Origin of the sequence: Shewanella sp. DAU305 (assembly GCF_026802235.1) — a bacterium.
GTDB classification, from domain to species: Bacteria; Pseudomonadota; Gammaproteobacteria; order Enterobacterales; family Shewanellaceae; genus Shewanella; species Shewanella baltica.
The window spans coordinates 937,227-950,914 of the sequence record NZ_CP113808.1 but is presented as its reverse complement, the minus strand read 5'-3'; the positions used below and the strand labels follow the sequence as shown (position 1 = coordinate 950,914).

Genomic DNA, 13,688 nt, shown 5'->3' with positions numbered 1-13,688 from the left:
AGGCGCTTAAATATGGACTCAACACCAGTACAAATGTGCGCTGAAAAACTAACGGCGCCAACCTTGGATTTGGGTTTCGTACTGACTGATTTGCGCAGCGTGGGACAAGGTCAACCCAATTGCATCTAAACCGTTTAGCAGCTTATGCCTTGCCGATTCTGCCAGCGTAAAACTAAACTCGGCGCCCGACGGTGAAATCACTTTGCAGCTTGTGAGATCAACAGTTATTTGTGCGCCTGCTTCTGCCGCCACTTCATCCATTAATTGGCGCACCTGCGCGTGAGTTAACGCCACAGGTAACAGGCCATTATTGATTGAGTTACCGTAAAAAATGTCAGCAAAACTCGGCGCAATAATCGCACGCAGACCAAAGTCTGCCAGCGCCCAAGGCGCATGTTCGCGGCTTGAACCACAACCAAAGTTTTCCTGCGCCAAAAGAATCGACGCGCCTTTATAACGGCTTTGATTCAATGAAAACTCAGGATTAGGCAGATCGCCCGCATCATCTAAATAACGCCAGTCGTGGAATAAGTGCACGCCAAAACCATCGCGCGTCACCTTAGATAAAAACTGTTTCGGAATGATCTGATCCGTATCGATATTGGTGCTGTCGATCATGACCGCAAGCCCGGTATGGGTTGTAAAAGGTTGCATTAACTTCTCCTCTTGGGTTTACGGTAATTAGTAAGGTTTACGAATATCGACAAAATGTCCTGCCACCGCAGCGGCTGCAGCCATTGCTGGACTCACCAAATGGGTACGACTGCCACGACCTTGGCGACCTTCGAAGTTACGATTACTGGTCGAGGCGCAGCGATCGCCCGCCTCTAATCTGTCATCGTTCATCGCCAAACACATAGAGCAACCCGGTAAACGCCACTCAAACCCCGCTTCGATAAAGATTTTATCTAAGCCTTCGGCTTCGGCTTGTGCTTTCACTTGGCCAGAACCTGGAACGACAATGGCGGTGACGCCACTCGCCACTTTACGGCCTTTGGCATGTACGGCGGCGCTGCGTAAATCTTCAATCCGTGAGTTAGTACAAGAACCGATAAACACCTTGTTGATACTAATGTCTGTCATCGGCGTCCCCGCACTCAGGCCAATGTATTCTAAAGCCTTTTCCATACTAGCTCGGGTGCTTGGGTTAGCTTCATTAATGGGGTCAGGTACTTTGCCATCGATTGCCACTACTTGGCCTGGGTTAGTACCCCAAGTCAATTGCGGCGCAATATCGGCAGCATCTAACTCAACGACAGCATCAAACACCGCGCCGTCATCGGTTTTAATGGCTTTCCAGTAAGCGACTGCCTCCGCCCAATCTTCGCCCTTTGGCGCAAACTCGCGGCCTGCTAAATAGTCGAAAGTGGTTTGATCCGGCGCGACCATGCCCGCCTTAGCCCCCATCTCAATCGCCATGTTGCACACTGTCATGCGGCCTTCCATCGACAGGGCTTCAATCGCCTCACCGCAGAACTCCACCACATAGCCCGTGCCACCATCCATGCCGATTTTGCCAATGATCGCCAGTACTATATCTTTGGCGGTCACGCCATCGGTGACATGGCCACGCACTTCAATCTTCATGGTCTTAGCTTTTAACTGACGTAGCGTTTGCGTTGCTAGAACGTGCTCAACTTCCGATGTACCAATCCCAAACGCCAATGCGCCAAAGGCGCCGTGGGTGGCGGTATGGGAATCGCCACACACAATCACAGTGCCGGGTAAGGTAATGCCTAGCTCAGGGCCCATCACATGCACAATCCCTTGATTAGGATGGTGAATATCATATAAGCGCACGCCAAAGTCTTTACAGTTTTGCGCTAGGGTTTCCACCTGAGTGCGCGCCATCGGGCTTAGGGCATCTAAGCTGGCGCTGCGAGTAGAAGTATTATGATCCATAGTGGCAAAGGTTTTTTCCGGCGCGCGCAGCTTACGGCCCGCGACTTTCAAACCGCTGAATGCTTGTGGTGACGTCACTTCATGGACTAAATGTCTGTCGACATAAATGACCGGCGCTTCGCCCTCGGGAGCAGCAACGATATGTGCATCCCATACTTTTTGGTACAAGGTCTTTGCGTTCGTCATTACACACCTTCCTTTATAGCATTGGCGATAAAGTCACCCATTTCTGCCGTCGATTTAGCCTCGCTACGCTTGTCGCTGCTCAACAGCTCGCCAGTTAAATAGCCAGAGTTCAAGGCTTTGCTCACGGCGCGCTCAATCGCACTCGCCGCTTCTTCTTGTTTCAAGCTATGACGCAACATTAATGCTGCTGACAGAATTTGCGCGACTGGGTTGGCTATCCCTTTACCTGCGATATCCGGCGCACTGCCACCCGCAGGTTCGAACAAACCAAAACCACTGCTGTTCATGCTCGCCGAGGACAACAAGCCCATAGAGCCCGTTAACATGGCGATTTCGTCGGATAAAATGTCACCGAACAGGTTAGAACATAACATCACATCGAACTCATCGGGGCGGCGCAGCAGCTGCATAGTCGCGTTATCGATATAGATATGTTCCAGCTCAACATCGGGGAAATCCACCGCTACTTCTTCAACCACTTGGCGCCACAACACTGAACAAGCCAGTACGTTGGCTTTATCCACTGAGGTGACTTTTTTACGGCGACCACGGGCTGCTTCAAAGGCGATGCGGGCGATACGGCTAATTTCGCGGCGGCTATAACGCATGGTATCGAAGGCTTCTTCATTCTCGCCTTCGCCTTGACGGCCCTTTGGCTTACCAAAGTAAATGCCGCCGGTTAACTCACGCACACATAAGACATCAAATCCACGGGCAGAGATATCGCTACGCAGCGGTGACATATGCTCTAAGCCGTCGTGCAGTTTGGCTGGGCGCAGATTGCAAAACAGTTCGAAGTGGCCACGCAGAGGCAATAGCGCGCCGCGCTCAGGTTGTTCATTTGGCGGTAACTTTTCCCACTTAGGGCCGCCGACTGAACCAAATAGAATCGCATCGGCCGCTTCACAACCTTTTAGCGTGGCATCGGGTAGCGGGCAACCGTGGTTATCGATGGCAATACCGCCGACATCGTATTGCGTATACTCGATATTTAAATCGAATCGAACTTCCACTTCACGCAGCACTTTGCGCGCCTCTGCCATCACTTCTGGGCCGATCCCGTCCCCTGCTAATACTGCTACTTGATAACTCATACGCCAGCCAACTCCTTTAAATGTGAATGCTTTATGCTCGACCTTGCTATTCTTTGGAAGCTTTTAGCGACTAGACGCCGCCTAGCTCTCGATTCTTTTGCATGCTTTGTTTGTAATCGGCGACCTTGTCTGCGCGGCACGTTAAGTTCATCACATGCACTAAAGCACGCGCCGAAGCTTCAACGACATCGGTCGCTAAACCTACACCGTGGAAGTTTTGCTCGTGGTAAACGGCGGTAATGTCCACTTGACCTAAGGCATTTTGGCCTACGCCCTTAGCGCCTAACTTGTAGCTGATGATGTCGATACGACGATCAGTAGCACGGGCAATGGCGTTATAGGCGGCATCAACGGGACCATTACCGGTTGCGGCTTCGGTTTTAATTTCACGGCCCACTTCAATACGAACGGTAGCTGTGGCAACGCCTTCGGTAGAGTCAGACTGCACCACTAATTGCTGCAATTGATAGTGATTGTCTTCTTCAGCCTGTGCTTCCATAAAGGCTAAGGCTTCTAAATCATAATCAAATACTTGTCCCTTTTTATCTGCCAATTTTAGGAACTCTTCGTACAGCGCATCCATATTGTAATCGTGCTCGCTATAACCCATTTCCTCCATGCGATGCTTGATCACATGGCGACCAGAACGCGAGGTCATATTTAAGTTATTGCGATTCAAACCTATGCTTTCTGGCGTCATGATTTCATAGGTATTTTGCGCTTTTAACATGCCATCCTGATGGATACCCGACGAATGGGTAAAGGCATTGGCACCGACAATCGCCTTGTTCGCCTGCACTGGCATGTTGCATAACTGGCTGACTAAATTAGAAGTACGGTGGATTTCCTTGGCGTTAATGCCCGTTTCCAAACCCAACATGCCCTTACGCGTCGCTAAAATCATAGCGATCTCTTCCAATGAACAGTTACCCGCACGCTCACCTATACCATTGATCGTACATTCGATTTGACGTGCACCGTGTTGCACTGCGGTTATCGAGTTCGCCACAGATAAACCTAAGTCATCGTGGCAATGCACTGAGATCACCGCTTGGTCGATGTTCGGCACGCGGTTAAACAGGGTTTGAATAATAGTGCCAAACTCGCTTGGCACTGTGTAACCGACCGTATCGGGAATGTTAATGGTACGCGCGCCAGCAAGAATGGCGGCCTCCACCATACGGCACAGATTATCAATTGGCGTGCGTCCCGCATCCTCACAGGAAAACTCCACATCGTCGGTGAAGCGACGGGCGTATTTCACTGCGCTGACCGCCATCTCTAACACTTGATCAAACGAGCGCTTCAACTTGCTTTCCACATGAATCGTCGATGTCGAGATAAACGTATGGATACGGAATTGATCTGCAACAGACAAGGCCTGCGCCGCAGCATCTATGTCCTTTTCAAGTGCGCGGGATAACGCACAAACGCGGCTATTTTTGATGGTGCGCGCTATGGTTTGCACTGACTCAAAATCACCGGGTGATGAGACTGGAAAACCCACTTCCATTACATCAACACCTAGACGTTCCAGCGCCATGGCGATCTGTAACTTTTCTTTGACCGAAAGGCTTGCGGCTAACGCCTGCTCACCATCACGTAAGGTCGTATCAAATATAATTACTCTGTTAGACATCTCGCTTCTCCATGGAACGTCACCGTTCATTATTTAACTTTTGCCGTATTCAGATACAAAAAACCCCGCAACATTTGTGCGGGGTTTGTGAATGCTTTGCCTATTTATCGAGCGTGCAACACTAAGACCTCCGCGTATAAACCGCGAGGAGAGAGAGTAGGAGGTCGAGTTTGCTACTAATTATATTCATTTTATTTAAATATTTATTCTGTTCAAATAATCTAGGACGGTTAATATTTAACTTGCCTAGCCGAGAGTGTCAACCCTAATTTTTTCATATTCCACTCATTCGACCTGTCTTAAGGCCAATAACTGTGAGTTTTATCCCCAAATAAGTGATCGATTCCACAGAATTAACCCGCTGTTTGGATTCAGAAAGCACAGGGATGTGTTAACTTATTCCCCTTAGAAAATAATAGTTTTTTATGCAAAAAACGATTAAGAAAAGTTATAATCTCGCCTTAGTGATTACGGATATTAGAGCTTACGCATTTTATGGAGCACAAAATGGATTTTCGCGTCTTGGTACTGAGCCTGTTGTTATGGCTGATCCCCTTTGGGGCGAGTGCTATAGACCAGTTGGATGAGCTCACAGAACTCGTCTACCAATATCCCAGTAAAGCCCTGACTCAAATCACTGCCTTAGAAAAACAATTTACAACCAGTGCCACTTCTGACATTAATCGACTCAGATTGAGTGTATTGAAATGCCAAAATCTGCTGCAACTGGGTGAGAACGAAGCCGCGATCAACGTAGCTCAGCTAGGCGAGGCCAATGCTAAGCAGCTTAAGCTCGATCAAGTTCGCCCCTACTTTTTGATTTGCCAGGCCGACGCCAATCTCAACTACAACAATATTCAGAATGCGCTGCCCTTGCTGGATTCAGCCATTACCTTAGCGCGACGCTATCAACAACCCCAAGCCTTAGTCGATGCCTTGCGTTTACGTGGTCAGCTCGATACCGATACCGATAACTTTTCCTCTGCCATCGAAGATTTACGTCTGGCCATCGATATTTATCCAGACATTCATACTCAGACCCAGAATTGGGTTTGGCCACCACAGGCTTATATTTATGCGGCCATGGGTAATTTACTCTACGCAACCCATGATTTCCCTCAGGCCATGTATTACACCAACTTAGGAATACAGAGCTCAGATGCCAAGGGCAAAGTGTTACATATCATTCTACGAAATGCGGCCAGAATAGCGCTCGATAATCAAGAGTTCGATTACAGTGATAAACTCGAAAAACAAGCAAAAGCACTACTGCCTGAACTCGGTTCGCCACTTGAGCTTGCCTACAGCTATGCCATTTTGGCATCGATTGCGCTCGATAAAGGCCGCATCGACACAGCCGAAGAATACCTTTCTATCGCCATCAATACCTTCAAGAAGCACAATCAGCAATTGGCTATGATGCGCTCGACCCGTCTACTGGCACAAATACGCTTTGCCCAACATCAAGACGATGCCGCATTAATCCTAATGAATCACGCCATTGAACAAGCTGAAAATCTAAAGCAGTATTCTGATCTCAAAGGATTTTACGGGATCATGAGCGATCACTACTTAGTGCAAGGAGATTTTAAGCAGGCCTATTCTTTCTTACTCAAACGCTATCGAGCTGCCGAACTCGCCAATCAAGGGATGAACACTGCACGGATATTGCAATTTAAAGCCCGTCTAAATCAGCAAGATCTGCAGCAGGATCAGAATAATCCTGCGCCAGAAAAGGCATCGATCCTCCAAGAGTTAAATCTAGACTGGGCCTATAGCACACTATTTTTAATTGCGATGACGTTACTCGGCGGGGCTATTTGGTATTTGATTGATAAGCAAAATAATCGCGCGCCCCGTATCGAAGGTGAGGAGCCTGCGGAAACTCTGCTCCAACAAGCCACATCATCCTTGAACAGTGCCAAACAAGGTAATTATCCGCTGTCTTTATTACTTTTTAATGCGAGTCAAATACGGCAAGTTGACTTGCCGCCCCTGCAGGATGAGCTACAGCACAGACTGCGAGAGCAAGATAAGTTGATCCGATATTCGATGGATGAAATTGTGATTATCCTACCGCACACCTCTGCAGCTGGTGCTAAGAAAGTAGTCAATCAATTAGTGGCCTGTATTCAGCCTTGGCAGGGGTCAAGCAAGGTCAATATTGGTATCGCGGCAATGCAACAGTTTGATACGTTAGAGTCTTTAATTAAACGCTCCAGTATCAATCAATTGGGTAAGGTTAAAATCAGTGAGAATAATCCAAACCATTATTCTCCCGCTAAATAAGCCGCGATTTCATCGAGAAAAGCGTCGCCGAAACGACTCAGTTTACGCTCGCCCACTCCGTTAACGGCGAGCATTTCCCCTGCACTGGTCGGCATCATGGCCGCCATTTCCGCCAGCGTCGCATCGTTAAACACTAAATACGGTGGCACATCCTGCTGCTCAGCTATGGTTCTTCGCAGCAACTTTAATCGCGCGAATAGCTTACGATCGTAGTTCAGCGGCGCCTTAGACTGGCTCACCTTACGTTTTGTGGTCGTTAACTGAATACGCGGTTCGGCGAGCATTAATGCCACCTCACCTTTGAGTACAGGTCGTGCCGATGGGTTTAAGGTTATAGATGAACCTCGCGTCACATCTTGACTCGCCAGTCCCAAATGGATCAATTGACGGATCACGCTCAACCAATATTCATGGCTCTTGTCTTTACCAATCCCCCAAGTCGTGAGTTTATCATGGCCTCGGTCAACAATCGGGGCGCCTTTCGAGCCGCGCAACACTTCAATTAAGTGATTAATACCAAAACGCTGGCCTAAACGGAAAATACATGACAACACCTTTTGTGCATCTTCGGTGCCGTTATAACGCTTAGGCGGATCGAGGCAAATATCGCAGTTACCACAGGGCTCTAGTGCGCTCTCATCAAAGTAATGCAATAGCACTTGGCGACGGCAGGTTTGCGCCTCGGCAAACGCCGCCATAGTATTGAGTTTATGGAATTCGACTTGCTGCTGTGGCCCGGGCTCAGACTGTTCAATCAAATGTCGCACCCGGCCAATATCGGCAGGATCAAACAACATAAAGGCCTCGGCATCAAGCCCATCGCGACCCGCTCGGCCCGTTTCCTGATAATAGGCTTCGATACTTTTAGGGATATCGTAATGCACCACAAAGCGCACATTCGACTTGTTGATCCCCATACCGAAAGCCACAGTGGCGACCACGATATCGATTTGATCTTTAAGAAAACTGTCCTGCACTGCGCCACGGTCTTCCTGCGTCATTCCCGCATGATAGGCCTTAGCATTAAAACCTTGCAGACATAAACGGTCGGCCACTTCATCGACACGGCGGCGACTGCTACAGTAAATAATCCCGTTAGTGCCATTTTGCTGGGTTAGAAAATGCCGTAACTGATTCGCAGCATTGAGCTTTTCCGCCACTGTGTAGCGAATATTAGGCCTGTCGAAACTCGAGAGTAAACGGAACGGGTCAATCCCAAGTCGCTCGCAAATACTCTGCCGAGTCGCCTGATCCGCCGTTGCCGTCAGCGCCATCATAGGCACATAGGGGAAGAGTTGTTTTAGCTGGCCAAGCGCTGCATATTCAGGGCGAAAATCATGACCCCATTGACTGATACAGTGCGCCTCGTCGATGGCAAACATCGCTAGCTGCAACGACTGCATTCGCTCAATAAAATCTGCGCTTAATAAACGCTCCGGTGACACATAAAGCAGTTTTAACTCACCGTGGCGCAGCTGCCTTAATACTTCGGCGCTCTGCTCTCGCGGCAATGAAGAATTGAGATAAGCCGCTGCAACACCGGTTTGCAACAAGCTATCGACTTGATCTTTCATCAAAGAAATCAATGGAGATACGACAATTGTAATGCCATCCATCAGCAACGCGGGGAGTTGATAGCAAAGACTCTTACCGCCGCCCGTTGGCATGATCACTAAGCAATCTTGCCCGCCGCAGACACGTTCTATCACCTCCCGCTGACCGTCCCTAAAGTCACGGTAACCAAACACCTGTGCGAGGCGTTGCGAGAGCGGATCATCATGCGTGTCGAGTACGAGCTTTTCCATGGATCTTCTATGTCAAAAGTGAGGGGGCCTATTCTATACCCAAACTAGCTCAAAATGCAGGATTCAGCGGTAATTTAAAGTACTTTAGACTAGGCCATTCATCGCGATTGTAGCTATTTTAACCCCTAGTGGACTAAGCCAAAAATAACGAACGCGGGGTAAAATACTTTAAAACCCGCCGAGACGGAGCGCCTAGGGCACTCTGAAACTCACAGGTTGCGCTAACTTGTGTATAGAGGCCTAAACCGTTTCTGTCTTGCGTCAATATAAGATCATCCGTCTAGGTCATTTCGTTACAGTACCTTCATTTCAGCGCTGGAGTTGCATTCGCGGTGAGCTTCACTGTAGATTAATTGCTCTAAGCCGCACTTTGTTTATCTCAGTGTTGATAACAAATCCAATTACGCCTAATGCAGTCACTCAGTGACAAGGACCCAAAAATGACCAGCCCAATCCAAGCCGAAGCTTTGAGAAGAGTCGCAGCAGTATTTGATCAACATGTTCCTTTCCATAATCTACTCGGACTCGATATCAAGCGTTATGACATTGATGGCGTTGAAGTCGTGATCAACATGAAGCCTGAGCTGATTGGCAATATCCACCAGCAAATCCTCCACGGCGGTGTGACAGCAACGGTACTCGATGTGGTTGGCGGACTCACCGCCTTTGCAGGACTGGTCGCCAGTCGTGATGATTGGACGGTCGAAGAGCTGCAGCAACGCCTGCAAACCCTAGGCACTATCGATATGCGCGTCGATTATCTACGGCCGGGACGCGGCCTCACCTTTACCGGGACGGGCAGCGTGATCCGCGCGGGCAATAGGGTGTCTGTGTGCCGCATGGAATTGCATAATGAACAAGGCACACATATCGCTTTTGGGACAGGCACTTATATGGTGGGCTAGCCGTTTCACCGTAGATAACTCATTTACCGCATTAAAGCTCAAAGCCAGTAAACATCTTGATTAGCAAGATGTTTACTGGCTTTGATCGGCTATTTAATTTCTTATCGAGATATTCTGTAACCAAAAGAACGCGGCGATGCCCTTGAGTCAGCTGTCAGACACACCTACAATCGCCGTCTTGTTGTCCTTCGAAGATGTCTCATGCAAGATCTTGAATACCGCAAAGGGATCCTACTCGCCGTCAGTGCTTACTGTATGTGGGGTTTTGCGCCTTTATATTTCAAATTACTCAACCATGTCTCTGCCACCGAAATTTTGCTCCATCGGGTGATTTGGTCATTCGTGTTTATGCTGATCATCATGCAGTTTATCGGCGGGTTCTCACGCTTACGCTTACTGTTTAAACAACCTAAACAGCTGATGGTTCTCACCATTACTTCCATACTGATCGCGGGAAACTGGCTGCTATTTATCTGGGCGGTGAATAACGATCACATGCTCGATGCCAGCCTAGGTTACTTTATTAACCCTCTGCTCAACGTCTTGCTTGGTATGTTATTTCTAGGCGAAAGGTTACGTAAGCTGCAATGGTTTGCGGTCGCACTCGCCAGTGCTGGTGTGTTGATCCAATTAATCTCTTTTGGCTCTATTCCAATTGTCTCACTGGCACTCGCGGGCACCTTTGGTTTCTATGCACTGCTGCGAAAAAAGGTCAATGTGGATGCTAAGGCCGGTTTATTGGTCGAAACCGCAGTGTTATTACCCGTCGCGCTAATTTACCTAGTCGCGACCTTAGACACAGCGACAGCAAGCATGCTGACAAACGATTGGCAACTGAATCTGATGTTAATGGCAGCAGGAATAGTGACCACGATTCCTTTACTCTGTTTTGCAGGGGCGGCGGTACGAATTCCATTGTCTATGCTTGGATTTTTCCAATATATCGGCCCAAGTATCATGTTCATCCTAGCAGTGAGTCTGTTTAATGAGCCCTTCGATGCAGAAAAAGGCGTGACCTTCGGTTTTATCTGGAGTGCCCTGTTAGTCTTTACCTTAGACATGGCCTATAAACGTAAAACGGCGTGATCATTATCACGCCGATACACAGTTACAGAAGTGATGATGACTTCTGTAACTGTGCTAAAAATTCACTCCCTTGTGGCACTGTCAGTAATAAACTGTAGCCTTTAGTCGTTGGCACTAACACTAACTGCGATTTATCTGTTATCGCCAGAAATGCTCTACCTTTTCCCTGCAAATTAAACCAGCCTAATTGAAACCCTGGCATGCCTATACCGTTGGTTTTAAAGCTCGGCGTTAAATCAGCCTCTTGCTGCAAATCGACGATGCGCGCCTCGGAAGACAATAAATCCGCGCGGGATAACTGCACTTTATAGAAGGGCACATCCACTGTGAGTTCAGCATCGGTTAACACTAACTCGGCGCTATTGGATTGATAAAAAACCCATGAAAATCCGCCCATCATCACCAGCAATATGCCTAAACTCGCCGACTTCGCTATCTTAGGCATATTTTTTAGCCATAACATCAGCAAGATACCCGCTAAACCGAGCAATAAGACGATAAAACTGAAGATAGAGGTCTGGGTGAAAGGGGCGAGTTCGAAGTATTGAGGACTCATTGGCAGCATCTCCCGTGCAGTGAAGCCTTAATCTGCCAATAAAGACATATTATGTCAACAAAAATGCCAGCGCTAATATGAGTACTAGGCTGGCATTGAGTAGATTGATTTAGAACGGCTTAGAGATCGAGCGCGAGAATTTTTGAACGACGTTGATAGTTATACAACTGCTTTTTCTTCTGTGGCAGCGCTTCAACATCTTCAATCACAAAACCATGCTCAAGGAACCAGTGAATGCTCCGAGTTGTCAGCGCAAACAAGCGTGAATATCCGCGGTTTCTGGCCTGATTGATTATGTTCTTTAGCAGCAAACTGCCTCTGTCGGCATCGCGATAATCGGGATGCACCACCAAACAGGCAAACTCGCCCGCATTGTCCTCTTCAAAAGGATAGAGCGCGGCGCAACCAATCACTAAACCATCGCGTTCAATCAACATGAACTGTTCGATTTCGATCTCAAGCTGCTCACGGCTACGACGCACCAGAATGCCTTGCTCCTCCAATGGACGAATAAGGTTCAGTACACCGCCAATATCGGCGATCGACGCACAGCGTAAACGCTCGGCACTCTCAGTCACGATTTGCGTGCCTATCCCTTCGCGAGAAAACAGTTCCTGCAGTAAAGCGCCATCTTCGAGGTAGCTAACTAAGTGACAACGCGGCACACCATTGCGGCAAGCATCGATACTGGCTTTCAAAAAAGCCATAGTGCCAACGCAGGCAGAACCTTGCTCGGCCAGCTTGCTCATGATGTTTTGCGCATCGTTTGGCATCAATTCGGCAATCACATCGCCATTACGATCGAGAATACCGTTCTGTGAGCTAAAACCGATCATCTTGTCGGCTTTGAGCTTGATCGCCACCTGGGTCGCGATTTCCTCGGCGGTTAAATTAAAGCTTTCACCGGTCACAGAAGCCGCAATCGGCCCCATCAACACTATGCAGTGATTATCTAACTGACGTTTTAAGCCTTGCACATCGATACGACGCACTCTACCGCTCAAACAAAAATCGATACCGTTATCCACGCCTAATGGCTGGGCAATCACAAAGTTGCCGCTCACTAAGTTAATTTGCGCACCTTGCATCGGCGTATTGCTTAAGCTCATGGATAAACGCGCTGTGATATCAAATTGCAGTGCACCCGCAACTTGCTTGATCACCTTGAGCGAGTCTTCATCCGTAATACGCACGCCTTCGTGGTAGGCAGGTTCGATACCATTGACGGCTAATGCAGCATCAATCTGCGGCCTAGCGCCATACACCAACACCACTTTAATCCCTAAACTGTGCAGCAGGGCGACATCATTTAAGATGGCGCGGAAGTGATTCTGAGCCAAAGCTTCACCACCCAGCATGACCACAAAAGTTTTACCTCTGTGAGCATTAACATAGGGGGCAGAGTGACGAAATCCATCAACCAGTTCAGTGGTACGCACGCGTTATTTACACCTCATTTTTGAGCTGGCAGCGTCACTATGACATGCCAAGAATGAATCGCTAACTTTCGCGTATGGTATTGCATTTTAATTCACATATAAAGAATTTATTCTCACTAAAGTGCAGTTTTAATGATTTAAAGTGCTTAGAACTGCACTATTTTATATTTTCAGCAAGTGTTCACACTTTTTTAACTTCACAGGGGATGATTCAGCGGCTTAAGTTTGCGAGGCAATTATCTCAACTTGATGACTAACTACTAAAAAAAGCGCAAAAAAAAGCCCCTTAAATAAGGGGCTTTTCTCGAAACACTAACCAAGGATTACTTGATTTTTGCTTCTTTGTAGATAACGTGCTGACGAATAACTGGATCAAATTTTTTGATTTCCATTTTTTCAGGCATGTTACGCTTGTTTTTTTCAGTTGTGTAGAAGTGACCAGTTTTAGCTGTAGAAACTAATTTGATCTTCTCACGATTACCTTTAGCTTTAGCCATGATCTATTATACCTTCTCGCCACGAGCACGAAGTTCAGCAACAACAACTTCGATACCTTTTTTGTCGATCAGACGAATACCTTTAGTAGATACACGTAACTGTACGAAACGCTTTTCTTCTTCTAACCAAAAACGGTGGTTTTGTAGGTTAGGTAAAAAACGACGACGGGTCGCGTTTTTTGCGTGCGAACGGTTGTTACCAACCATCGGCTTCTTGCCAGTAACTTGGCATACTCTTGACATGTCAATCTTCTCCAAAAACAATTTTAACGCTCGAGCATTAATGTGCC

Annotated in this window: 12 protein-coding genes; 3 read left to right on the top strand and 9 right to left on the bottom strand. The window is 47.8% G+C overall.

Features of this window, described 5'->3' with window-relative positions; genetic code table 11:
• Positions 1 to 48: 48 nt before the first annotated feature.
• The 4 genes from leuD to leuA all read right to left on the bottom strand — a co-directional run bounded on the left by leuD (position 49) and on the right by leuA (position 4,821).
• On the bottom strand, positions 49 to 654 hold the full coding sequence (gene leuD, locus OX890_RS04205) for a 3-isopropylmalate dehydratase small subunit (protein WP_071940395.1): 606 nt from the start codon (positions 652 to 654) through the stop codon (positions 49 to 51).
• A gap of 27 nt (positions 655 to 681) precedes the next feature.
• On the bottom strand, positions 682 to 2,088 hold the full coding sequence (gene leuC, locus OX890_RS04200; RefSeq protein WP_126491025.1) for a 3-isopropylmalate dehydratase large subunit: 1,407 nt from the start codon (positions 2,086 to 2,088) through the stop codon (positions 682 to 684).
• Positions 2,088 to 3,182: a 3-isopropylmalate dehydrogenase gene (gene leuB, locus OX890_RS04195; protein WP_126491024.1), complete on the bottom strand. Its 1,095-nt coding sequence runs from the start codon at positions 3,180 to 3,182 to the stop codon at positions 2,088 to 2,090. The genes leuC and leuB overlap by 1 nt, the downstream gene beginning before the upstream one ends.
• Positions 3,183 to 3,252: 70 nt before the next feature.
• Positions 3,253 to 4,821 (bottom strand): 2-isopropylmalate synthase, encoded by a 1,569-nt coding sequence (gene leuA / locus OX890_RS04190; RefSeq protein ID WP_268650142.1) that lies wholly within the window; start codon positions 4,819 to 4,821, stop codon positions 3,253 to 3,255.
• A gap of 507 nt (positions 4,822 to 5,328) precedes the next feature.
• On the opposite strand from leuA, the gene OX890_RS04185 reads away from it, so the two are divergent.
• Complete coding sequence (locus OX890_RS04185; RefSeq protein WP_126491023.1) at positions 5,329 to 7,110, top strand: tetratricopeptide repeat-containing diguanylate cyclase; 1,782 nt, start codon at positions 5,329 to 5,331, stop codon at positions 7,108 to 7,110.
• Here OX890_RS04185 and recQ read toward each other — a convergent pair.
• Complete coding sequence (gene recQ / locus OX890_RS04180) at positions 7,092 to 8,915, bottom strand: DNA helicase RecQ (protein ID WP_012586599.1); 1,824 nt, start codon at positions 8,913 to 8,915, stop codon at positions 7,092 to 7,094. The genes OX890_RS04185 and recQ overlap by 19 nt on opposite strands.
• Before the next feature lie 440 nt (positions 8,916 to 9,355).
• Between recQ and OX890_RS04175 the strand changes: the two genes are divergently transcribed.
• Both OX890_RS04175 and rarD read left to right on the top strand, forming a co-directional pair.
• The gene (locus OX890_RS04175) at positions 9,356 to 9,820 is read left to right on the top strand and encodes a thioesterase family protein (protein WP_006079875.1); all 465 of its coding nucleotides are present in this window, start codon (positions 9,356 to 9,358) and stop codon (positions 9,818 to 9,820) included.
• 201 nt (positions 9,821 to 10,021) lie between these two features.
• Positions 10,022 to 10,906 (top strand): EamA family transporter RarD, encoded by an 885-nt coding sequence (gene rarD / locus OX890_RS04170; RefSeq protein ID WP_006086680.1) that lies wholly within the window; start codon positions 10,022 to 10,024, stop codon positions 10,904 to 10,906.
• Positions 10,907 to 10,928: 22 nt separating this feature from the next.
• Here rarD and OX890_RS04165 read toward each other — a convergent pair whose 3' ends face one another.
• From OX890_RS04165 to rpmB, 4 genes are all read right to left on the bottom strand, one after another.
• Complete coding sequence (locus OX890_RS04165; protein ID WP_126491022.1) at positions 10,929 to 11,462, bottom strand: PH domain-containing protein; 534 nt, start codon at positions 11,460 to 11,462, stop codon at positions 10,929 to 10,931.
• 119 nt (positions 11,463 to 11,581) lie between these two features.
• A complete protein-coding gene (gene argA / locus OX890_RS04160) occupies positions 11,582 to 12,901 on the bottom strand; it encodes an amino-acid N-acetyltransferase (RefSeq protein ID WP_006079872.1) in 1,320 nt (439 codons plus the stop codon).
• A 323-nt stretch (positions 12,902 to 13,224) separates the two neighbouring features.
• Entirely contained in the window at positions 13,225 to 13,398 is a 174-nt protein-coding gene (gene rpmG / locus OX890_RS04155) for a 50S ribosomal protein L33 (protein ID WP_006079871.1), read from the bottom strand.
• A gap of 6 nt (positions 13,399 to 13,404) precedes the next feature.
• Positions 13,405 to 13,641 carry a 50S ribosomal protein L28 gene (gene rpmB / locus OX890_RS04150; RefSeq protein WP_006079870.1) on the bottom strand — a complete coding sequence of 79 codons (237 nt, stop codon included), beginning with the start codon at positions 13,639 to 13,641 and terminating at the stop codon, positions 13,405 to 13,407.
• Positions 13,642 to 13,688 lie beyond the last annotated feature (47 nt).